We start from the raw sequence: 23,088 nt of genomic DNA on the forward strand, positions 1-23,088 counted from the left end.
CAAGAAAAATTCAAAAATCGTGCGCATTGGGTAAGAACGCCAATCGATGTCCGCAAAATGCCAAGCCGCTTCTCGAAACCAGGGAAAACAGGATTAGAATCGCGCCCCGAAGGCATCCCGTGCCATCGGGATGCGACGAACGAATCGGTGCTTGTGAACACCATAACCCGCCGGAGAATCCGATGTCCGTTGCTCGTCGCTCATTTCTACAGACGTTGTTTGGTGGAAGCTTGGCTTTGACAGGGGCAGCCGCGCTTGCCGAAGAAACCGCCTCGACTTCCTCGACCACAGATCAGCCACTGACGATGGCTTTCCTCACCGATACCCATCAGCCAGCCGGTAATGGGGAAGTCATGCAGAAGGTCGCCCAGTTGATCGATTCGATCCAGGCTCGTGAAGAGGCTCCGCAGCTTTTCGTGTTCGGTGGCGACAACGTCATGGCGGTCGATGGTGGGCAGTCGGAAGAACAGACCGAAATCCAATTCCGGCAGTGGAAAGAAAACGTTTTGCAGCGGCTGAACGTTCCCAGCCTCAGCTGCATTGGCAATCATGACATTCGCTGGAAAGACTACGCCAAGGACAAACCAGAGAGCTATCAGGAGAAAGCGAAAGCGGTCGAGACCTATGGCATGCCGCACCGTTACTTCGCGGCCGAGCATGGTGGCTGGCAGTTCTTTTTGCTCGATACGTTTCAACATCAGGGATGCGAAATTGACGACGCCCAGTGGCAGTGGTTCGAGGAAGAACTCGCCAAGAGTGATCAACCGGCGTGCGTTGTCACCCATGCGCCGCTGATGTCGGTGACACACTTCTTCGAGCCGTCAACCGACAAGGGACTTGGCAAAGGGTACAACGTTCCTTCCGGTTGGTCGCCGCAGCGGCTGTCGGCCATCAAAGCGTTGTTCCAAAAATACCCCCGCGTGAAGCTTTGCCTGAGCGGGCACATGCACACCGTCGACCGCGTTGATGTCGATAACACGACGTACATCTGCGGCGGCGCCGTCAGCGGCAACTGGTGGGGCAATAAGGATTACCTTGGCTTTCCTGCGTGTTGGATGGAACTGAAGCTTTATCCTGACGGAACCTGGTCGCACACGCGTCACGAAACAAGCTAACACGGCATCACGAAAAAAGCAGGACGGAAAACTCCGCCCTGCTTTCAGCGATTCATATTCTCTTGAGGTAAGTCGGCTCGACTACTTCGATTCAATTTCAAAGTGGAAGGTGTTCTCGCCGCCCTCGGTTACCTCGGCCCGAGTCTCCGAGCGTCCGCTGCTATACCGGGCCGGAATCAGCTCGACTCCGGTGTCGTTCTGTTCCTTTTTAATCAGCACTTTGTAGGTGCCTGGCAGTGCGCCGGAGTTTCGACTGGTGTAGCGAAGCTCGAAGTGACCTGTGGCGTCGGTCTTGGCGATGGAGTTGGTTCGGCCTCCTTCCACAGGAACGAAGATCACGCTCACACCATCTGCCGGCTGACCATCGAGCAGGACGGTTCCAGTTACTGGTTTCAGTCCTTCGTCGGCACAGCCGATCGCCAGGCAAACAAGAAACGCCAGGCTCAAAAACTTACAAATTGCATTCATTTCAACGGCTCCAATAGTTTCTGTGCGATTAGTAGTTACCAATCACTTGGCCGTCGTTTCGAGTCAGCAGTTTGATGTAGACGCCGTAGTTGCTGACGTCATCCTTCGTTCCGACTTCGATGGTTTCTGGAATGAAGTGGGTGCTCCCATCGGCGTAGACGAACTGAGCTCCGCCTGGGTGTCGGCTGGAGAAGCATTGCCGCTGCGTCATGCCAGAGCCGTTCAAGCCGAAGTTAATCGGAAAGCCTTCGTTACCAATTCGCACGCGTGAGAATCGCCCATTGGTATAGCCCAGCGTGTGATAATAAGTTCCAGCCCACGACGGAAAGCCGCCGTCGGTGATGTCGCTGTGCCCTTCGGCTTCGCCAATCATGATGACATTGCTGGTACCGTCGACCATATCGCGAAACTTGAATTCGCTACGGTTCTTGAAGAACCCGCCGTAATCGGAAAGTCCCATCGAGTGGCCATGATTGCCCATGTAGTTTCCTCGGGCATAGCCATCTTCGTCTTTGTCGGCCAATGTCGACGATGGGCATAGATACGAATCGATGATGGCGCCAGCTTTGTCGTTGGCATCATCCAGCGGATTGGTCGGATCGCCAATCGCTTCGTAAATATTGTTCTGCTCCATGAACGGCAGGATGTAACAAGCCCAGCCGTAGGTCGAATCTGGACCGTTCGTGGCGATCCAGCCCGGTGGGAACTTCCCATGCGTGTCGTGATGGTTATGCAGTGCCAGGCCGATCTGCTTCAAATTGTTCGAGCAAGCGTTGCGTCGAGCCGCCTCGCGAGCCTGCTGCACGGCCGGAAGTAGCAGGGCGATCAACACACCGATAATGGCGATCACCACCAATAGTTCGACCAGGGTGAAGCCGCGCCGGGACTTCGTCGTTGGGTTAGAAGTCATCAAAGATTACCTCTCTCGTTCCAGGAGAATTGGATAGAAAATTAGTAGATAATGGGGGATCCCGCCCGAACGAAGTGCCTCTTGTTTACTGCGGGATAGAAAAAATATATTCCGATATTCGGAAACCGTATATAATCGACAGCGCACGAAAATGTGACCATTAGCGCAATCTAAATCATGGCCCTGAAGCTAAAATTTGGGTTCTTTGCTCCGTACTGGACGAATTATGCGCGGATGCTTTTGGATGGCGTTGTGCGGTATCTTCAAGCGGACGATTCGATCGAACTGTGCGATTTCCGTTATCTCAAGAACATCGAGAAGGAAACGGAGCATCCCCCCTGGGCTGGACAAGTGCATGGGGTGATCGTGAATGGGGCCAATACGCCTGAGTTGCTGTCTTGGCTCAAGCGTGGTCGCGTCCCGGTGGTCTCCGCTTCGGGAGACTTTCGTGGGACAAGCATCCCATCGTTCTCGACCGATTGTCATGCGATTGCACGGATGGGTTTAGAGCATTTCCAATCGCTCGGCCATCGTCATGTTGTCTTCGTCAGCCAGGTGCACAACTCCGTTTCCGAGGCACGCCGTACAGCGTTTCTTCAAGAGGCGGCCAGCGTTGACTTGAAGACCAGCAGCGTGGAAGTCACCAAGCCGCTCGACGAGTTGTTCGGCAAAGAAGAGACATGGGACGGCGTTGAAGAGTTGATCGCCATCTTGCAGAACAGTCGATCGCAGGTCGGCGTGTTTGCCATGAACGATCGTGTGGCGACGTGGGCGGCCTGGTGCGCTAGTCATCTTGGAATGAAAATCCCGGAGCAAGTCGCCATCTTGGGCGTCGGAGATTCCGATCTGTCGCGGCTCTGCTCGCCGCCGATTTCGACGATCCGCCTCGACACGGAAGAGATCGGTTTTCGAGCCGCCCAGCGGCTGCACAAGATCATCCTGGGTAAGCCAACGTCGGATGAAGAGCTCGACTTGGCTCCGCTAAAGATCGTTCCGCGGCAATCAACGCTAGGGATTCAAAAGCCGGTGTTCACCGACATCGATGTGGCACTGCAATTCATTCATGACCGAGCATGCTCCGGAATCCGTACCCAAGATGTCGCTAACGAGGTGCGTATCTCGCTGCGAGCTTTAGAGCTTGAATTCAAAAAGCGGGTTGGTCAGACGATGGGCAGCGTCATTCAAGAGGTTCGGCTTAATCGGGCCAAGCATCTCTTAGAGACGACCGATTTATCGACTCAGCGAATCGCGACGATGATCGGCTTCAGTCATTACTCGTGTTTGAACCGGATGACCGCGCGGACGTTGGGGATGACTCCTTCGCAGTATCGAAAGCAGTGCCGGCAAGAGAAGTAGCGACAACGTCAATGCAGTTCGTCGATCTCTTCGACGCTTTCTTCGACAAGCCCACCGACGGTGACAGTAACACTCCGATGATCGGAACCGATCGGGCCTCCGACGCGACGGGTCAGGCAATCCAAGTCGTCGCTGTGCAGGATGTGATCGAGCGAAAGTCCCATCATGAATGTCGGCACAACGTACCACGTCGGTGTTGTCGAACCACCGAGAGGTTGGCCAACGGTGCGATGCGAACTTTGCAGACCGCTGCGTGATACGAAATCGTGAAAGATCGGCGACCAAGGCGTGATATTCAAATCTCCCATCACGATGGTTGGATGGCCTGCGAAGCTTTCGTTCGGTTGGCGAAGATGCTCGGCCAGCAGTTGGAGATGCTGATTGCGATCGTGAAAGCCGCTTGCCCGAATCGGTGGCAAGGGATGAGTGCCGATAACGCGGTACTTCTTATTATCGATTTGCACGATCGCCTCGATCGAATCGATATCGACGTTCAAGCGAAACACATCCGAAGTGACGATCGGATGACGCGAATAAAGCCCGATACCGAAATTGCCTTGATCTTGCGGGCGAACGATCTTGTGAGGGTACGCGTCCGCCGTTGCCGCTTCGATTTGTTCTGCCCACTGCGAAGTGATCTCCAGCACGACAAACACGTCTGGCTCGTCGAGAAGAATGTCACTTATCGCCGCATCGAAATGATGATTCGCGGAGTTCACGTTGCAGACCGTGAACGTGGCGATTTGGTAGTCGAACGATCCGGCAGTGTGATGGCCGTTCGGTAGAAACCACGGCAGATGAATCATCATGCAGGCCACGCAAATGCCCAGCCAGATCCAGCGACGATAGAACCCGCAAACGATCGCCAGTACGACCGCAACGACGATCTGCTGCACGCGGAGGTTGGCCAGGATATCCCAGACCCAATATTCCCACGCGAAGCCAGTCAGGAGCGTGGCAACGAAGAGAAGCACGATGAAAAGCTGCGAGTACCGCCAAATGCGAGCGGCGATTGCCTGTTTCCACGACCAGGACGATTCGGACTTGGTCGTTTCCGCGGCGATCACGATTCGATCTCGTACTCTTTCAGCTTCTTATGCAGCGTGTTGCGGTTGATGCCGAGCCGCGTGGCCGCTTTGGTCTGCACGTTGGCACAAGACGACATCACTTGCACGATCAGCTCCTTCTCGACACGATTGACGACGCGCGAGTGGAGATCTTCTGATTCGGGGTCGGCATCTTGCAGTCCCTGCTGGACCACCTCGAAGGCGAGCGTATCGAAGTCGGCCGCACCTCGGCCGAGGCTCATTGCCGAGCGGTTGTCGCCGCTGCGAATTTCTGGCGGCAAGAGATCGAGCGTCAGTTCGTCTCCTTCGGCCAGCACGACAGCTCGTTCCACGTAGTTCTGCAGTTCGCGAACGTTGCCAGGCCAGTTATGATCTTGCAAGGCTTCCATCGCTTCCCGTTGAATGTGCACCACGTGCCGATCGTTGACTTCGCTGTAAACGTTGAGGAAGTGGGCAACAAGTTCCGGGATGTCTTCGCGACGTTCCCGCAGCGGTGGAATGCGAATCGGCACGACGTTAAGTCGCCAGTACAAGTCTTCACGGAACTTGCCTTCGCCGACTTCTTCCAGCAGCAGACGGTTACTTGCCGCGATCACGCGAGTATCGACGCGAATGGTGGCTGTATCGCCAACTCGTTCAAACTCTCGCTCTTGCAGAACACGCAGCAGTTTCACTTGCAGGTGAAGCGACGTCGAGTTGATTTCGTCGAGGAAAATGGTGCCGCCGTGGGCTGCCTCGAAACGTCCGGTGCGGTTGCCAATGGCCCCGGTAAACGCCCCGCGAACGTGACCGAACAGTTCACTTTCCAGCAGGCTTTCACTTAACGCGCCGCAGTTGACTTTCACGAAAGGACCGGAGGCTCGTTGGCTCAAGCGGTGAACCGACGAAGCAATCATTTCCTTACCAGTCCCTGTCTCGCCGAGCAGCAAGACCGACGCATTGGTCTGAGCGACTTTTCGCGTCAGACGATAGACGTCGCCCATGGCCTTGCTCGAACCGATCAAACCAGGGATCGGCGGTTCGTGCCCCAGGGGTGCGAAGTCTTGCGTGTAGTTGGAAGTCGTTTCGGAATACAGTCCCATTGCAAACCTACGGGCCGATCTTGGCCGGTTGGTCGAAACGAACGTTTTGGGTCGGCGCCTCGAGGATGTCCAGAATTTTGCCGAGCACGGCCTGAGTCTCGGAGTCCAATTTCTCCGAGGCGTTATAGCGGTCGTACTGGGCGACAATCTGATCTTTCGTCAAAAGAATGCCTCGCTCGGCGATGGCAGCTTTCAATGCATCGGCACATGCCTGGCGATAGGCAGCAGGGTGAAACGGGTCGCTTGCATAGTCGACCAGCGCCGTTTGAGCGGCCGGAGTGGCCAGCTTGCCCAGTAGCTTGGCAATGTTTTCGGTCACTTCGTCGTCGACCAAGCGGCGCACGGCAATCTCTTCCAGCTTCAGGAAGTTGTAGAAGTCGTACTCTTGCTTGGCATCCAGCATCCGGCTTAGCTCGGCAATGGCGAACTCGGCGTCGGTGGCTCGTTCGTCGTACGGTACCAGCAGACGCCCTTGGGCCATGTACAACTGCTTTAGCTGAAACGCGAACCCTTGCGAATCGTTCGGGCGAATCATCACTTCGGTTAACGGATCGTCTTTGGTACGCAGCTGGTAGGAGATCACTTCATCGATGGGCGAAATCAAGCCAATCGGCAGATCGGCCGTGCGGCGATCCTTTCGCAGGATTTGCACCGACTCCATCATGGCTGGGCGAGCGAGCGGTTTGCTGATGAAAATCGCTTCGACGTCTGGCGAGGAGTAAGCCGCTTGAAACAGTTCGCGGCCGCCGGGAGTGATCAGTGGTTCCAGTTGAAGCTCGGCAAGCAAACTGGCCATCTTTCGGGCCCGTTGCTCGTGCAGTTCGCCCAACACAATCAGGCGTTTTCCTTGTCCATTGGCCATGAAGCCAAGCGTGTCGAGCAGTTCGGCCGAGCCGGCATAGGGAGACTTCGGATCGATCGCCAGAATGGCTTTCGCCGCGGCGCGACGTACTCGATAGACAGGCGATTGCAGGGCAAGAGCAAGCGGGCTTGGGTTGCCATCCACAGCAATCAGAAGATCAGCGTTCTTGGTGGCCCCAAGTTGCTCGCAAGCGACAACAGCCGCTTGGGCGAACTTACGATCTTCCAGTGCCCGATCGAGGGTCGTTTGAATCAGCTCGATACCATGTTCGTCGATCAGCTGCTTGAGCTGAGTGTCCGATTCGTCGAGGACCGCCATTCGCTGCATGGCCGCCAATGCGGTTTGAACTTGCACTTCCGCGTCGTCCGCAGCGAGAGCGTACAGATCATGCAGAAGCTGACCGGCAGTGGCGACTTCGGCATCGGCCGGGGGAAGCGGAGTCATCACGGCTTCGTTCTTGTCGGCATCCCACGTCCAGAGGTCGACCAGGCCATCTTCGTTCACGCTGAACATTGGCCCAGCGCCAAGATACGATTTCACTCGCTTGGTGAGATATTCGGTAACATCCGCTTCACTTGGTCGGGCATTGACGATGGCGTCGAGATACTCGCCGATTGCCGACTTCAGTTGTTCGTCATCGGTCAGTACGTAAGGGCCGACGAGAAACTGAGTTGCTTCTTTCAGTTCCAGCTGTTGCGCCACGTCGGCCAACTCGGCGACGAGCAGCGAGTTGTCGCTATCCAGTGCGGCAAGCAGCGGGCCATGGATCGCTTTATCGAGACGCACCAGCATTCGCTTGGCTGCCGGACGAACGTCTTCGCGAGCGGGATCGACCATCGCGGCGAACAGCGGATTCGCGGCGTCGGAGCCAGCGTTTTCCAGTTCTTTCACGGCGCGACGACGAACGTTCTTGTCGCTGTCGATCAGTTGGCCGATCAGCTGTTCCAGACGCTTAGGGTCTTTGATGTAACCGTCCAGTTTCTCCAGCAGCATGGTCGCCGCTTTTTCCCCTTCCGGCTGCAGCGACTCCATGGTCGACAGACGGAATAGTCGAGCGGTGCCGAGGTTGCGCTGGGCGGCAACAATCTCTTCGACAGGGGGATCGTTGTCGATCAGCTTTTGCAGGTATTGCTTCGAGAGATCGGCTCGGCCGAGATCGCCTGTCAAAAGAGCCGCGTTGATTAACTGCTGCGGCGTTGTCGGGTTCGATTCCTTAATGGCTTCGATGGCCGCGGTATCCACGGGAGCTTCCGGCGCAGGCTCAGCCGGAGGTTGGGTCTGCGCATGCACAGGAAGAGTCAAACCCACGACGGCGGCAATCAGGAAAGCAATTTTCAGGAAACGTTGCATCAGTTTTTCGCAAGGTTAGTGGGATGGCATTTCTGGCTTTAGCAATGCCGGTTCCTTGGCAAGGAAAAAATCCATGAGCGTTAGCTCAATTCTAATTGCTCCTTCCAGCGAACAACTTGCTTTTTCACTTCCTCAGGCGATGTTGAGCCGTAGCTGCGGAAAGCAGCGACCGCTTTTTCCACTCCCAGGACGTCATAAACAGACTTATCGAGCGAATCGTTAACAGCCGTAAAATCGTCCAGCGGCAATTCCGACAAGCGGCACTTCTTTTCCATTGCCTTTGCGACCAGGCTACCAATCTGGTGGTGGGCAGTCCGCTGAGGGGTGCCTTTGCCGATGAGGTATTCCATTAATGTCGTCGCGTCGAGGAAGCCATCTTCCAGCCGAGAATTGATCGATTCGACATTCAATACGGCTCCTTCGACAATCGAAGCGGCCAAGTCGAGCGAAAGTTGAACCGTATCTACGGAGTCGAACAAACGCTCTTTGTCTTCCTGCAAGTCGCGGTTGTACGCCAGTGGCAGGCCTTTGATCAGGACCAGCAGTGACTGGAGGTTCCCGATAACCCGAGCCGATTTACCACGAATCAGTTCGCATACGTCCGGGTTGATCTTCTGCGGCATGATCGAACTGCCGGTGCAGAATTGCTGCGGGATTTGGATGAATTTGAATTCCACGCTCGACCACAGGACCCATTCATCGGCCCAAACGCTCAGGTGCTCGGCGATCATCGTCAGGCAAAACGCGTATTCGACGAGGAAGTCGCGGTCGCTGGAGACATCAATACTGTTCGCGGCAACCGATTCAAAGCCGAGCCGTTTGGCGACGTTCTCGCGGTCGATCGGAATGGTCGTTCCTGCGAGAGCCGCGGTGCCGAGACTGCACACGTTCACACGACGACGGCAATCGGCCAACCGTTCTCGATCGCGCTGAAGCTTCTCGGTGTAAGCCAGCCAATAATGCGGAGCGAGCACCGGCTGGGCTCGTTGCATGTGCGTGTAGGCCGGCAGAATGGTCCCGATGTCGCCATCGCAGCGGCCCACGAAGGCGGCTTGCAACTGCTTCAATAGTCGATCGGTTTCATCGATCGAATCGCGCACCCATAGTCGGGTGTCGGTCGAGACCTGATCGTTTCGGCTACGTCCAGTATGGAGTTTTCGCCCGACGTCGCCTAAGCGGCCGACTAAGGCGCTCTCGATATTCATGTGGACGTCTTCCAGTTTTTCGTCGAACTGGAAGGTGCCGTTTTCGATCTCGCCCTTGATAAGTGCAAGTGCGGTCGTGATTTGCGAAGCTTCGTCAGTCGTCAACACGCCAACATCGGCCAGCATTTCAGCGTGGGCGATCGAGCCGCGGATGTCCTGGGCGTACAGTCGGTGGTCGAAGCTGATGCTTTCGGTGAACTTTTCGACCCGGGAGTCGACGGCGGAGTTAAAGACTCCGCTTTGAGAGGGGCTGTTCCGGGACAAGGTTGCCTCAGAATTATGCAAGGAGTGGAGTGCGTCAAGAATCGTAAACCACTTAAATGCTATGTGGATCGGTATGCACTGTCAACGCGCCAGCTGGGTGAGTGCGCAGTTATTAAGCATTGCGCCAGCAGAATTTACGACGATCGATCGATATAGCCGGAATGATGCGCGCAATCCGGGGAGAATCGGACGTTTGTAGGGCATCCTGATATTTGCCGCAAACTATCAAAAATGGTGGCTGCCTATCTGAAAAGCACCGGTTGCCTGGGTTTGGGGGCGGATTCTCTAGTTTCCTTGTTTAGCCCAGTTTCGATTCCCTAAAGGGGCATCTTTTGGGGAAGGAAGCCCGCTAACGATGCCTTGATCGAGTCGGTGGTTTGCTGGGGGATGCCGCGATTTGCCAGAAGCTGGTCCGATCCGCTTTCCGCGCCCCTTGTTATCGCTTCGTTCGTGCGTTTAAATTGGTGGGATTTTGCACTTCAAGTTGATGAAGACAGGGGTAAGTGCGCGCCTGTCATCGCCCTCACTTCAGCCCAGGACGAGAGCCCCCCAGTGCCGCGACGCGACGATATCAAAAAGATCTTGATCATTGGTTCCGGTCCTATCGTGATCGGCCAGGCCTGCGAGTTCGATTATTCTGGCACCCAGGCCTGCAAATCGCTTCGAGAAGAAGGGTACGAGGTGGTGTTGGTGAACTCCAACCCAGCCACCATCATGACCGACCCGGATACGGCCGACTCGACTTATATCGAGCCGCTTACCACCGATATCCTGGAAAAGATTATTGCCAAGGAACGCCCTTGTGCTTTGCTGCCGACCCTTGGTGGTCAAACGGCACTGAACTTGGCGATGGATCTCGACAAGCATGGGATCCTTGAAAAGTATGGCGTCGAGATGATCGGTGCCCGAGCCGACGTGATCGCCAAAGCGGAAGAACGCGAACAGTTCAAGCAGGCGATGGATAAGATCGGCCTGGAAGTTTGCCGCGGTGCCACCGTGCACACCGTGGAAGAGGCCCGCAAAGTTCTCGACGAAGTCGGCCTGCCGGCAGTCGTTCGCCCCAGCTTCACGATGGGTGGCTCCGGTTCAAGCATCGCTTATAACCGCGAAGAGTTCGACAGCCTCGTCCGCAACGGGCTCGACCAGTCGCCGGTCACGGAAGTGCTGATCGAAGAATCGATCATCGGCTGGAAAGAATACGAGATGGAAGTGATGCGCGATCGCGACGACAACGTCGTGATCATCTGCGCGATTGAAAACTTCGATCCGATGGGCGTCCACACCGGCGACAGTATTACCGTCGCCCCTGCGCAAACGCTGAGCGATAAAGAATACCAGCGTATGCGTGACGCTTCGCTGGCGGTCATTCGTGAGATCGGCGTCGAAACCGGCGGCTCGAACATTCAGTTCGCCTGCGATCCGACTTCCGACCGCATGATCGTGATCGAGATGAACCCACGTGTCAGCCGTAGCTCGGCATTGGCATCGAAGGCAACCGGTTTCCCGATCGCCAAGATCGCCGCCAAGCTGGCCGTCGGTTACCGTTTGCACGAACTGCCTAATGACATCACTCGCGAAACGAAGGCCTGCTTCGAGCCATCGATCGACTATGTCGTGACGAAGATTCCACGCTTCGCCTTCGAGAAGTTCCCCGAAGCCGACAGCACGCTGACGACCCAGATGAAGAGCGTCGGCGAAACGATGGCGATCGGCCGTACGTTTAAGGAATCGTTCCAGAAAGCTTTGCGTGGTCTGGAAGTCGGTCGCTTCGGCTTCGGTTGCGACGGCAAAGACTTGTGGGGCACCGACGAACAGCCGACCGACGACGAAATTCGTGCGAAGCTTTCCAAGCCCAACGCCGAACGTCCCTGGTATCTTCGCTATGCGTTGAAGTCTGGCATGACGGTCGCTCAGCTGTACGAAATCACCGGCATCGATCCATGGTTTGGTGATCAGCTGATGCAGTTGGTCGAGTTTGAAGACGAACTCGCGGCGATCGGTTCCATTGCTGACATCAGCACAGAAAAGCTGCTGCAAGCGAAACGCTGGGGCTTCGCCGACCGCCAACTGGCGACACTGCTTAAGAGCAGCGAGATGGAAGTTCGCGGCGAACGCAAAAAGCGTGGGATCGCGGCCGTCTACAAATCGGTCGATACGTGTGCCGCCGAGTTCGAGGCTTACACGCCGTATTACTACTCGACCTACGAAATCGAAAACGAAGTCCCTGCCAAGAAGCCGGATCAAAAGCGAATCATGATCCTGGGTGGCGGACCGAACCGTATCGGTCAGGGGATCGAGTTCGACTATTGCTGCTGCCACGCTTCGTTTGCTCTTCGAGAAATGGGCATCGAATCGGTCATGGTCAACAGCAACCCCGAAACGGTCAGTACCGACTACGATACGTCCGACTTGCTGTTCTTCGAGCCGCTGACGACTGAAGACGTGCTGAACATCTGCGACGTCGTTCAGCCTGATGGGGTGATTGTTCAGTTTGGTGGTCAAACGCCGCTGAATCTGGCTCGTGGTTTGGCGAACGCCGGCGTGCCGATCATCGGAACGAGCGTCGACACGATCGATGCGGCTGAAGATCGCGAGCAGTTCCAGCAGCTGCTCGGTCGCTTGAACCTCAAGCAGCCTGCCAATGCGATCGCTCGTAACATGAGCCAGGCCCGAGCCGAAGCGTCCAAAGTCGGCTTCCCTGCCCTTGTTCGACCAAGCTTCGTGCTGGGTGGTCGTGCGATGGAGATTTGCTACGACGACAAGCAGTTCGAGCGATTCGTTGCCGAAGCGTTTCTCGTCGCTCAGGGGCAGCCGGTTCTGATCGACCGCTTCCTGGAAGATGCCACCGAAGTCGATGTCGACTGCATCAGCGACGGCGAGACGGTAATCGTGTCTGGCGTCATGGAACACATTGAAGAAGCGGGCGTGCACAGTGGTGACTCGGCCTGCGTGATTCCACCGTACAGCTTGCCTGGTCCGGTTGTTCAGGAGATCCGCGAGGCGACCATCGCCATGGCGAAGTACCTGAAAGTGGTCGGCCTGATGAACGTGCAATACGCCGTGAAGCAGGAAGATGGCAAGATGAACGTCTACGTGCTGGAAGTGAATCCACGTGCCAGCCGTACGGTTCCGTTCGTCGCCAAAGCCACCGGAATGCCGGTCGCGAAGATCGCGGCGAAAGTGATGGCCGGCTGCACGCTCTCCGAGCTGGGCATCACCGGCGAGCCGATCCCGGCCCACGTTTCGATCAAAGAATCGGTCTTCCCGTTCCGCAAGTTCGCCGGCGTCGACATCGTCCTCGGCCCCGAAATGCGTTCGACCGGCGAAGTGATGGGCATCAGCGAACGCTTCAGTCTGGCGTTTGCCAAGTGTCAGCTCGCCGCCGGTGTGGTGTTGCCGCAGCCGGAAGATGGCAAGATCTTCGTCAGCGTCTCTGGTCGTCATAAAGATCAGATCGCCGACATCTCGGCCCGCCTGCGAGATCTCGGTTACGAGCTCCTCGCGACCGACGGAACGGCCAAGCGTTTGGAAGAAGCCGGCGTTCCGGCCCAGCGAATCAAGAAGCTCGCCGAAGGGCATCCGAACCTGCTGGACTTGATGATCGACGGAGCCGTTTCCCTGGTGATGAATACGCCCAACGGGAAAGGGGCGCGAACCGACGAAGGCCGCATTCGTGCCGCCGCCGTTCAGCATGGCATCCCTTGTATCACCACCATTCAAGCTGCCGAAGCGGCCACGAAAGCCATGGAAGCTTTGCGACAAGAAGGAATGGAAGTCGAGTCGCTCCAAGACCGCTTCAAGCAAGTCCGCATCCATCAAACGACCTAACGCGAATTCAAACTTCGCGCGGTCGAGGCTGCAACGAACGTTTAGGCCGGAGATTCTCATGCCGAGATCTCCGGCCTTTTTTCATGCCGGGAGCGATTCCTAAATTGAATTTGCACACGCCGGCGCGGCTTCCTAGACTTAGGGGCAGCCTCTAACTGTCAGGCAATCGAGGGGTAGGCCTACGAAGGATTCGGCGGAATGAAAAACTGGACACGTCTTTGGGTGGCGGTGCTTTTCGTGACCGGTGGTTGTTTTGGCGACAACGCTATCGTCCCGAGCGACGCACCACAAGCCACCACGGCAAACGATCCGGCCGAGTCCGCGCCTCCTGCCGCGCAGTCGCTGGACGACAAGCCGCGCGATCATGCTGCAGGTGGTTCGCGTTCGGCGATGGCTCCCCCCAAGCCCGCGGCGTTCCCCACGCCAAAGCCGAACAGCCAAGTCGGTCGGCCCACATCGATGTCATCCGGAGTTCGCGGCGGCGCTGGCGTTTCGCGTTCCAGTGCTCGGCCGAACGCTTCGCCGTGGAAGCTTTCGACGACCGCTCCGCCGGAAACGCCTGAAGCGTTTCGCACACGTTTCCTCGAACTATACGCTGTCAGCCCCAAGCAGCCCTGGGTCGAAATGACATGGTGGGAAGGAGCCGATTCCGATCAAATACAGCAGTACATGGACCATCTCGAGTTGCTCGTCGTCCGTGACGAAGTGCCTGGTCAAATCGAAGCCAGCAACGTTACCGTCACGCCGTTGGAAGGATCGAGTCGTGATTTCTATCCACCCAACGGCGACCAATCGATGGCTCTCTTCCCGGAGCCCACGCACCTGCTGCATGTCAGCGTAGCGTACCCTGGCGACGACAACGCGTCGATCGTCTTGATGCAAGACTTCGCCGTCGGCATGCAAGATGGCAAGCTCTACTTCTGCCGCGAAGACTAATCGTTATGGACGTTCGCCAATTCAATCGAGATGCGTGGGATCGTCAGGTCGAAGCCAACGATCGCTGGACCGTTCCGGTAAGTTCCGACGAAATCGCCCAAGCCAAAGCCGGAATCTGGTCGGTGATTCTGACACCCACCAAGCCTGTGCCGCGCGATTGGTTTCCTGCGTCGATGGCTGGCGTGAAGATCTTATGTCTCGCTTCCGGGGGTGGGCAGCAAGGGCCGATCCTCGCGGCAACCGGAGCGGACGTTGTTGTCTACGACAACTCACCCAAGCAGCTGCACCAAGATCGGCTTGTGGCCGATCGCGATGGCCTGGCACTAGAAACCGTCGAAGGCGATATGGCCGATCTCAGCCCCTTCGCCGATGCGTCGTTCGACTTGATCTTTCATCCTTGCTCCAATTGCTTTGCCGCCGATGTCCTGCCGGTCTGGCGAGAGGCCTTTCGAGTGCTGCGTCCTGGCGGCACACTGTTGTCCGGTATCTCGAATCCAGTACGGTTTGTCTTCGACGAGGCAGCCCAGGATGAACAGGGGCAACTGATCGTACGGCACAAAATTCCTTACTCCGATCTCACCCATCTGACCGAGCAGGAACAAGCCAACGCCATGCAGCAGCGTCCTTTAGAGTTCGGCCATACGTTAGAGGATCAGCTCGGCGGCCAGCTGCAGGCAGGGTTTCTCTTAGCAGGTCTGTTCGAAGATCGTTTCGACGACAGCGATCTCATCTCGCGGTACATCGATACGTTTATGGCGACCCGCGCGGTAAAGCCACCTGCGTAATCACGTCTCGGTTTAAATCTCGTAAATCTTGTCGCGGCATGCGACTTCGACGTTGGGTAGATGAAGTGCTTCCAGTTCGCTGACCATTTGCTCGTGATAGCCTGGCTTCAGGTGGACGGCAACGATCTGTACGTCGGCTGAAATGTTCTCGACTTGTCGCTGAAACTGTGCCGGGGTCGTGTGTTGGCTTTTCTCGGCGAGCCACTGCATCTCGTTCGGGAAGCTGGCGTCCAGGAAGATCAGCTTCAAGTTCGGGATCGACTTCGCGATGGCATCGAACTCGAGAAACGGTGCCGTGTCCCAGGCGAACAACGCACTCCCCTGCTCTCCTTCAATCACATACCCCAGCGTCGGGACAATGTGCTGCAAAGGAATCGGCGTGATTTTGTATCCACCGATCTCAATCGGTCGCTGCGCGTCGACAATCTGTTTCCGATAGAAAGGACAGTCGCCACCAATACGCTGAAGGTCTGGCCAGATCTCGTCGTTGAATAAATGCCGTTCCAAACTGTGCCACGTGGCTTCACCCGCATAAACGGTCGGGCAGTCCGCAGTTGGCTCAAAGATATTGTCGAGAAACAGCGGCAGACCGCCGACATGATCAATGTGCGAATGCGTCAACAGCACATGTTCGATGGCGCGCTGCTGCTCGATGCTGCCCAAGTACGAAAGCCCGCCGGTATCGATCGCGATATGATCGTCGATCAACGCCGAAGCGGTGTATTGCAGTCGACTCTTCGGATCGACCATCGGCATCAGCAGGCGAATTTTCATGCCATCATCGGCAGACGTTCCGCAATGGGGACGCTGCGTTTAAAAGAAACCAGGAAACCGTCGCAAGCCGAACCATGGTTTGCGACGACGCCACGTGCGAGGCGTCTTAAACAGATTTTAACTGTAAGAGTGGGCAACGTACCACGCAAGCGCAGCGAATCGATTGTCGTAGTTAAAGTCGTTACAATATCGCCAACGTCAGCAATCGTTTTTACCCGGAAGACCCTTCCCAGCGGTGGTGAACAGCTTGATGGATAAACAACGGATCGTGATTCTGGGCGGTGGTTTTGGGGGCGTTTATACGGCTGCCGAGTTGGTCCGGCGTGTGAAGCGATTTCACAAAGCGTCGGTCAACATCGAGGTAATTCTCGTCAGCGAAGAGAACTACATCACCTTCCAGCCGCTGCTGCCGGAAGTGGTTTCCGGGGCCGTCGAACAGCTGCACGTGATCAGTCCGATTCGACGCATCGCCCCTGGCGTTGTGCTGTATACCCGATCGGTCGAAAAGATCGACGTCGTCAATAAAACCGTACAGCTTGCTCCTGGGCGTGTGCCACGTTCCGAGGTCCTTTCGTACGACCACTTGGTGATTGCGCTGGGCAACCAGCTGGCACACGCCAAAGTGCCAGGCATGTACGAGCATGCCATTCCGTTTAAATACCTGGGCGATGCGCTTCGGCTGCGAAACCACGTGGTCGAAATGCTGGAAGAAGCCAGCGTTTGCACCGATCCAGCGGAACGAGAACGACTGCTCACGTTTGTCGTTGCCGGCGGTGGTTTCTCCGGGGTCGAGTGCATCGCGGAAATGGATGACTTCCTTAAGAAGGCGGTCCGCGCGTTCCCCAACATTTCCCGCAGTGACCTGCGAATGGTTCTGGTGCAAAGTGCCGATCGCATTCTGCCAGAGATGAAAGAAAACCTGGCCGCCTACGCCGACAAGCTGCTGCGGAAACGAGGCATCGAGATTATTCTCGAGCATCGCTTGAACGAAGTCTCGGCCGATCGAGCCGTGATCCTTTGCAAAGCCAGCAAGGAAGCGAAGACGATCCCTTCGCGAACCGTCGTCGCGACGGTACCCACTGAGCCGCACGAAGTGATTTTGAACACACCACTAGAGTGCGATCGGGGACGCATTCAAGTGAACGACGAGATGGAATCGACCAGCCATCCCGGCGTTTGGAGCTTGGGCGACTGTGCCGCGGTGCCCAGCGGCGAAGGGTACAACAGCCCGCCGACTGCTCAGTATGCCGTGCGTCAGGCTGTTGTTTGTGCCGAGAACATCCTCGCCACGATTCGCGACAAACCACGCTCTCACTTCAAGTTCGCAGGTCTCGGTAAGCTCGCTTCGTTGGGGGCACGCTGTGCGGTGGCCGAAGTGTTCGGCTTTACGTTCTCCGGCTTCTTCGCATGGGTGATGTGGCGAGCCATTTATGTTGGCAAGATGCCAGGCTTGGACCGGAAGATTCGTGTCTTCATTGATTGGCTGAAAGACTTCTTCTTGCCGCGAGACATCACGCAGTTGAACGTTCACAACGAGCAGCACGTTCGTCGCGAACACATCGCTGCCGGGCAAACACTTTTCCATCAAGGCGACTTTGGCGATCGGCTCTACTTTGTCGCGAAAGGAAAACTTGAGATCGAAGTCGATGGCCGCGTGATCAACACGACCGGAGAAGGAGACGTGATCGGCGAGATGGCGTTGCTTTCGCACACGGCGCGAAGTGCCACCGTGCGTGCGGTCGAGCCGACCGATTTAGTCAGCTTGCCGAAAGATGCGTTCGACTCGATCATCCAGTACGTTCCTGGTGCCGCCGAAGCCATGGCCGACATTCACGAAAAACGAATGCAGCAAATCAAAGCCGACATGGCCGCTGCCGCCGAAGATCAGCCCCAGAACTAACGCGATTCTTTCGCCCCTAAAAGCAGAGATCAGCCCCAAATCCGCTGCGACGCGCAAATTGTAACGAAGTATTGTCCAAGTGTACAAGGAAAATGCGTGAACTCTTCACGTATGTGCGTGGCCTAATCCCCAACTTCAGCCCCTTTTCGTCACCCGCCCAGCCAAAAATAAGGGCACCCATTCCGCCAAGCCATCGATCGCTCAAGTATGCCTGTACAGTCTGGTAGAATAAGCAATGCGTCTGCGTGGCGGGTATTAAAGCGACTGTGTATTGCGGTCACCGCGGATGACTCGGACGACTTCGACACCTCGCTCGGTGCGTTGGAAATAGATGCCATAGTTTTGGTACGACGAGAGGCGAATGCCATCCCCCAGGTCGTTACGGCGTTCACCCATCTCTGGATACTTTGCCAGCAGACGGCACTTGTTTTTGACGCCCAATACCCATCGCTGAGAGGCGGGAATATTATCACGAGCGATGTAAAGAGCGGCGTCGCGAATGTCCTCTTTCGCTGCGGGCGAGTAAAAGAGTTTCGGCATCGTTGTAGACGTGGGTGGAGGGGCAGACGGTTAAGAGCGACGCTCTTCCAGGGCGGCTAATTCCGCGAGGATATCAGGGAAGACTTCCTCTTCGGTAAGGCGTTCACCAGAGTCGAGTTGCTCCATCCCTTTGGCAAGCTCGGCGCGAAGTTGTTCCTGGGCCGCAAGCAGGCGGACCGCTTCGGCCATGGCGTCGGCTTCCGAGGCAAATCGACCGCTGGCAACAAGGCTTTGAAGAAACGCTTCCTGGTTGTTGGGCAGCTTGACGTTCACGTCGTTTACCTTCGGATAGACAGTGCGGAACCGTAAAAAGGAGATGATGGCATTATCGCGTGGAATCGCCGCGATGACAAACGAATTTGAAACGCGGTTCAAACTTCAATGCGTGTCCAGGCACCGTGACGGTAGCGGATGATCATGAGGATCATTCGGGCAACGTTGTCGAGCAGCATTGCGAGCCAGGCGCCAGTGAGGCCCCAGCCGACGCCTTCGAGCGTGATTCCGGTCAGGGGGATTTCGATCGTTTCCCAGGCCAGCCAATAGGTGGCCGGCATGCGGATCAGCAGGAAGCCGATGAACGTGATCAGCAGCGGCCAGGTCGTATCGCCGGCGCCGCGAAGGGATCCGCTCAGGACGGTAAACACCGCGTAAAACGGCAAGCAGGCCGCCATGATCCAAAGGATTTTCAGGACAGCTTCGCTCGTCGAATAGGCGGTCGTTCCTTCCTGGGGGAAGCCGAGGAAAACGTCGGTCAACCAGTTGCCGCCCAACACGATGGTAAGCGAGTAAAGCGACAGCATCGTGAAGCAGATCGATAGCGAGACGAGCGTGGCCCTGGTCGCTCGCTTCGGATTGTTCGCCCCGAGGTGCTGGCCCGTTAGAGACGACGCCGCCACCGAAAAGGCCCACGCCGACAGGAAGCCAGGCGACTCCAAGCGAATTGCGAGTCCATGTGCTGCGGCCTGAGTCGTGCCGAGGCTGTTGATAATGCCGAGATACCACAAGTGCGAGGAAAGCACGATCGCGTCGTTCAAGCCGCCCGGCAGGCCAACGCGGAGAAGTCGTCGCATTCGAGAAACGTTTGGCCACATGCCGCGCCATTGAACTTTGAGATGGGCTCGGCCTTGAAAGAGAATCGCCAATAACAGCAAGCCGCCGATCACATGAGATACGGCCGTGCCGATTGCAATTCCACTCCAGCCAAGTTTAGGAATGGGGCCAACACCAATCGCCAACGCAGCACTGATGGCGATGTTCAGAATGTTGACGATTGTCATGACGATGAGCCCGGTAACCGTATCGCCGGCGCCATGCAGGCAAGCAGTCGTTACCGCGATCATCATGAACCCTGGAATCGCGGGAATGAGAATGCGGAGGTAAAGCAACGCCATGTCGTACGCTTTCCCTTCCAACTGCATCGCGGCAATGTAGTCGTCGGCCAGGAACCACAGCACGAAGGTCGTGATGACCGAAAGGATCAGTCCAAGCGAGATCGCTTGTTCGGTTGCGAACTCGGCATCCTTCCAGTTATTGGCTCCGATATTACGAGCCACGACGGCGGTCGCACCGATGCCGATCGAAGCACAGATAACGAAGATCATCCAGCAGGTGTAAGACATCAGCCCTACGGCAGCGACCGCGGGAACCGAGTTGGCTTCCGACAAACAGTTTCCGGCAAGCCACGTGTCGGTGGTGCCGACGCAGAACTCGAGAAACTGTTCCGCAAGAGCTGGCGTTGCGATCGTCATCACCGCGCTGAGATCCCCCTTGGACGTCATAGGCGTCCGCGGCGCAGTTTGCTCGGCCTGCGTCATCGACATGGGGAGGCGGTCCGTACGAAAGGGCGCAAGATGGAAAACTGGATTATAGACCGCCGAGGCCGTTTCGTGACGGGGGCATTGCGTTAAGCGTCGGCGATAGGCGAGAGCGTGTCAGCGGCGACCAAGATTTTGTCGACATTGGGGAACTCGGCCGAAGAGCTCGGACGAAAGTCCCAAACGATCTGACCGTTGGTATCGATCAGATAGGTACCGGAAAGCTGCATCAAATCCCCTTTGGGTGGACCGATGCCGCTTCGTGTGAGGGCCTTTAAGCCTTCCCACCAAAGGTGTGGCCCGGCCACTTGCCAGACATTGCCGCGAGGGACTTCAAACGCTTTGTAGACGCTTTGGTCGACATCGGCGTAGACAGGGAATTTCAGCTTGAGCACTTCCCGAAACTTCCGAGCTTGATCGGCGTCGCCCATGATGACGAGGGCCACGTTCAAGTTATGTCTCTGGAACGTTTCGTAATGCTTGAGAAGCTGCTTTGCGTGATCGACGCAGAAGACACAGCCGAGATGCCGCGAGAACTGAAGCAGCAGCGGCCGGTCGGCGTATAGCGTAGCCAACGAAACCTGCTGACCATCCTCGGCAAGGAGGTTTCCGGAAGGAGCAGGGATCGAGGGGGCGAAGTGCGACATTACTTTTTGCGGGGAGGATCTTTCGGCGTACGTTCGGCTTCTTTGCTGAAAGTCTCGAATTCCGTACGCATCATGTTACCTAATTTTACCCGATCGACACCGAACCAGGTGTTTCGCGGAGCCGAGGCATCCAGCTTTTCTCGCTTGGAGTAAATGTCCGTTAGTTCCGCCAGTTTCTCACGTTTCACGTTCGGATCGGCGGTCGCTTTCAGTTGGGCTTCGGTGTAAATCGCTTGCACATTCAGCAGGACACCTTCGGGGACAGCCTTCTCTTCGACACGTTCTTCCAGGTAGTCGGTGAATAGCTTCAGCGATTCCAACTGCTGGTCCTGGAGGTATTCAAGATAGCCGACCAAATCATTCGGAAGCTGATGAACCCCCGGCAGCACGCTGTAACGTTGAGCGGATGCGAGGCCTGGAAACATCAGCAAAGCGAGAAGAGTAAGAACGGCGGTTCGCATGATAGCACCCTGGGGTCGTGAGAGTCTCGAAGCCCCTATCGTAACGAGATACCCCACGACTGACCTAGTCCAATGTCAGCCTCTATTTCCAGGCTAAATGCTGGAAATGGATCGCCAAGAATAAAAAAGTTGTGTTATCGGAAATATTGCCTTAGGCTGAATGCATCCCTTAGTCCATGTGAGCGGGTCAGTTATCGCTCCTAACGCGTAGATCTGCCTACCTGGGGAATTCCTATTCTTTATATCGGGACACATTCGATGCCCATTTCATCTCCTCGACGGATGCGCGGCTTTACCTTGGTCGAACTGCTGGTCGTCATTGCGATTATTGGCGTTTTGATCGCCCTGCTTTTGCCGGCCGTCCAACAGGCGCGCGAGGCGGCTCGGCGGATGCAGTGCAGTAATCAGCTGAAGCAGCTCGGTTTGGCGATGCACAACTATCACGACACCTATCAGGTCTTTCCGCCAGGTAGTGTGAATCTGAGTACCACTTCGGCGGCAAACCAGAATTTGACCAACTGGGCGATTGCCATTTTGCCGTACATCGAGCAGACCGCACTTTACGAACAGTACGACCACAGCGTCCACAATTCGCACGCGAGTAACGAGGACGTGCTGAAGACGATTCTTCCCGCGATGCTTTGCCCATCCGATGTTGGTTCGGAAGTGCTCGTCACGCCTAGCCAGTTGGTCGGCACCGATATTGCCCCAGGCTCTTATAAGGGAAACATTGGACGTCGGTTCCGTGGAGCGAACGGCTACTTCGACTATCCACCCTATGCTGGGACTTATACAGCGGCGGAAAGAGCATCGATCGGTCCCCTGCACGTGTCTGGCGTCAATGGGCTGACTTGCGAGCGGTTCGCTACGATCACCGATGGCTCGACGAATACGCTTTTAATCGGGGAATATCACACGAAAACCCGTCCAGACTGCAAGACTTTCTGGGCAAGTTCGCAGAACTTCCACAACTTGGCAGCCGCTCAGCCAGAGTCTTATACCCGGATTCCTGACTGGGAAGCATGCTATGCTGCGACCGGCAACAGTCAGCATTGGAAGTGCTATCGCGCGTTTGCGAGTCTACATGCCGGCGGCACGGTAAACTTCGCCATGTGCGATGGCTCGGTCACAAGCATTCCTCAAACGATCGACAATGTAGTCTTCGAGGCACTGTCGACCATTTCCAGAAACGAAGTGGCATCGCTTCCTTAGTTCCGACGTTCGGAAGTTACGGGAACTTTACGGAGCAAGGAGTTATTGGATGCAATATCGTTTCGGATTGGTCGTTTCGCTGCTGCTACTGAGCGGTTGCTTCGGTAGCGATAAAGTCGTTCCGGTTTCAGGCGTAGTAACACTCGACGGTGAGCCACTGTCTGGGGCTGTCGTCGGATTCGAGCCGATCGCGGTCGAGGGGCAGCTTGAAGCTGGGTATGGTTCGTATGCCAAGACAGATGAGGACGGACGCTATCAACTCCTTTCGCTAAAAAAGGAAGATGGCGCCCTCGTGGGGCGGCATCGCGTGTCGGTCAGTACGGTCGTCGGTCGCGAAGGCCCAAATGGCGAGATCCTGGGCCTCACGAAGGAGCGTGTCCCCTCTCGCTACAACAACGATACCGAGCTAGTCATCGAAGTTCCGCCTGGGGGCACCGATCAGGCCAATTTGGAACTGCAGCGGCGGTAAGTTTCGATCTTCTTCCTATCTTCACCCTGTGCCGCTGGTTTAC

General features: G+C 56.3%; 20 protein-coding genes. 8 read left to right on the plus strand and 12 right to left on the minus strand.

Features of this window, described 5'->3' with window-relative positions; genetic code table 11:
• Positions 1-182: 182 nt before the first annotated feature.
• Positions 183-1,115 (plus strand): metallophosphoesterase, encoded by a 933-nt coding sequence (locus LA756_RS19140; protein WP_224436335.1) that lies wholly within the window; start codon positions 183-185, stop codon positions 1,113-1,115.
• 81 nt (positions 1,116-1,196) lie between these two features.
• Here the strand turns inward: LA756_RS19140 and LA756_RS19145 are convergent, their stop codons facing one another.
• Both LA756_RS19145 and LA756_RS19150 read right to left on the minus strand, forming a co-directional pair.
• A complete protein-coding gene (locus LA756_RS19145) occupies positions 1,197-1,583 on the minus strand; it encodes a carboxypeptidase-like regulatory domain-containing protein (RefSeq protein WP_224436336.1) in 387 nt (128 codons plus the stop codon).
• 28 nt (positions 1,584-1,611) lie between these two features.
• Positions 1,612-2,493, minus strand: coding sequence for a DUF1559 domain-containing protein (locus tag LA756_RS19150; protein WP_224436337.1), 882 nt, complete (start codon positions 2,491-2,493; stop codon positions 1,612-1,614).
• A gap of 177 nt (positions 2,494-2,670) precedes the next feature.
• Between LA756_RS19150 and LA756_RS19155 the strand changes: the two genes are divergently transcribed.
• Positions 2,671-3,849, plus strand: a complete 1,179-nt coding sequence (locus LA756_RS19155) for a substrate-binding domain-containing protein (RefSeq protein ID WP_224436338.1) — start codon at positions 2,671-2,673, stop codon at positions 3,847-3,849.
• Positions 3,850-3,857: 8 nt separating this feature from the next.
• Here the strand turns inward: LA756_RS19155 and LA756_RS19160 are convergent, their stop codons facing one another.
• From LA756_RS19160 to argH, 4 genes are all read right to left on the minus strand, one after another.
• Complete coding sequence (locus LA756_RS19160) at positions 3,858-4,916, minus strand: endonuclease/exonuclease/phosphatase family protein (protein WP_224436339.1); 1,059 nt, start codon at positions 4,914-4,916, stop codon at positions 3,858-3,860.
• Complete coding sequence (locus tag LA756_RS19165; protein ID WP_261362119.1) at positions 4,913-5,899, minus strand: sigma-54-dependent Fis family transcriptional regulator; 987 nt, start codon at positions 5,897-5,899, stop codon at positions 4,913-4,915. The genes LA756_RS19160 and LA756_RS19165 overlap by 4 nt, the downstream gene beginning before the upstream one ends.
• Positions 5,900-6,005: 106 nt before the next feature.
• Positions 6,006-8,210 carry a HEAT repeat domain-containing protein gene (locus tag LA756_RS19170; RefSeq protein ID WP_224436340.1) on the minus strand — a complete coding sequence of 735 codons (2,205 nt, stop codon included), beginning with the start codon at positions 8,208-8,210 and terminating at the stop codon, positions 6,006-6,008.
• 80 nt (positions 8,211-8,290) lie between these two features.
• Positions 8,291-9,679 (minus strand): argininosuccinate lyase, encoded by a 1,389-nt coding sequence (gene argH, locus LA756_RS19175; RefSeq protein ID WP_224436341.1) that lies wholly within the window; start codon positions 9,677-9,679, stop codon positions 8,291-8,293.
• 552 nt (positions 9,680-10,231) lie between these two features.
• Between argH and carB the strand changes: the two genes are divergently transcribed.
• The 3 genes from carB (at position 10,232) to LA756_RS19190 (ending at position 15,228) form a co-directional block, all read left to right on the plus strand.
• A complete protein-coding gene (gene carB / locus LA756_RS19180; RefSeq protein ID WP_224436342.1) occupies positions 10,232-13,507 on the plus strand; it encodes a carbamoyl-phosphate synthase large subunit in 3,276 nt (1,091 codons plus the stop codon).
• 198 nt (positions 13,508-13,705) lie between these two features.
• Positions 13,706-14,443, plus strand: coding sequence for a hypothetical protein (locus LA756_RS19185; RefSeq protein WP_224436343.1), 738 nt, complete (start codon positions 13,706-13,708; stop codon positions 14,441-14,443).
• A gap of 5 nt (positions 14,444-14,448) precedes the next feature.
• A complete protein-coding gene (locus LA756_RS19190) occupies positions 14,449-15,228 on the plus strand; it encodes a class I SAM-dependent methyltransferase (protein ID WP_224436344.1) in 780 nt (259 codons plus the stop codon).
• A 12-nt stretch (positions 15,229-15,240) separates the two neighbouring features.
• Here the strand turns inward: LA756_RS19190 and LA756_RS19195 are convergent, their stop codons facing one another.
• Complete coding sequence (locus LA756_RS19195) at positions 15,241-16,002, minus strand: MBL fold metallo-hydrolase (RefSeq protein WP_224436345.1); 762 nt, start codon at positions 16,000-16,002, stop codon at positions 15,241-15,243.
• 250 nt (positions 16,003-16,252) lie between these two features.
• Between LA756_RS19195 and LA756_RS19200 the strand changes: the two genes are divergently transcribed.
• The gene (locus LA756_RS19200) at positions 16,253-17,902 is read left to right on the plus strand and encodes an FAD-dependent oxidoreductase (protein ID WP_224436346.1); all 1,650 of its coding nucleotides are present in this window, start codon (positions 16,253-16,255) and stop codon (positions 17,900-17,902) included.
• A gap of 255 nt (positions 17,903-18,157) precedes the next feature.
• Here the strand turns inward: LA756_RS19200 and LA756_RS19205 are convergent, their stop codons facing one another.
• The 5 genes from LA756_RS19205 to LA756_RS19225 form a co-directional block, all read right to left on the minus strand.
• Complete coding sequence (locus tag LA756_RS19205; protein WP_224436347.1) at positions 18,158-18,442, minus strand: type II toxin-antitoxin system RelE/ParE family toxin; 285 nt, start codon at positions 18,440-18,442, stop codon at positions 18,158-18,160.
• Positions 18,443-18,472: 30 nt separating this feature from the next.
• Entirely contained in the window at positions 18,473-18,817 is a 345-nt protein-coding gene (locus LA756_RS19210) for a type II toxin-antitoxin system ParD family antitoxin (RefSeq protein WP_224436348.1), read from the minus strand.
• Positions 18,814-20,262, minus strand: a complete 1,449-nt coding sequence (locus LA756_RS19215; protein ID WP_224436349.1) for an MATE family efflux transporter — start codon at positions 20,260-20,262, stop codon at positions 18,814-18,816. Before LA756_RS19215 ends, LA756_RS19210 begins: the two co-directional genes overlap by 4 nt.
• 83 nt (positions 20,263-20,345) lie before the next feature.
• The gene (locus LA756_RS19220) at positions 20,346-20,903 is read right to left on the minus strand and encodes a peroxiredoxin-like family protein (protein ID WP_224436350.1); all 558 of its coding nucleotides are present in this window, start codon (positions 20,901-20,903) and stop codon (positions 20,346-20,348) included.
• A complete protein-coding gene (locus LA756_RS19225; protein WP_224436351.1) occupies positions 20,903-21,364 on the minus strand; it encodes a hypothetical protein in 462 nt (153 codons plus the stop codon). The genes LA756_RS19220 and LA756_RS19225 overlap by 1 nt, the downstream gene beginning before the upstream one ends.
• Positions 21,365-21,622: 258 nt before the next feature.
• Between LA756_RS19225 and LA756_RS19230 the strand changes: the two genes are divergently transcribed.
• Together LA756_RS19230 and LA756_RS19235 are read left to right on the plus strand one after the other, a co-directional pair.
• A complete protein-coding gene (locus LA756_RS19230; RefSeq protein ID WP_224436352.1) occupies positions 21,623-22,576 on the plus strand; it encodes a DUF1559 domain-containing protein in 954 nt (317 codons plus the stop codon).
• Between the two features lie 49 nt (positions 22,577-22,625).
• A complete protein-coding gene (locus LA756_RS19235; RefSeq protein ID WP_224436353.1) occupies positions 22,626-23,045 on the plus strand; it encodes a DUF4198 domain-containing protein in 420 nt (139 codons plus the stop codon).
• Positions 23,046-23,088 lie beyond the last annotated feature (43 nt).

The sequence above is a fragment of the Bremerella sp. TYQ1 genome, assembly GCF_020150455.1.
Classification (GTDB): Bacteria; Planctomycetota; Planctomycetia; order Pirellulales; family Pirellulaceae; genus Bremerella; species Bremerella volcania_A.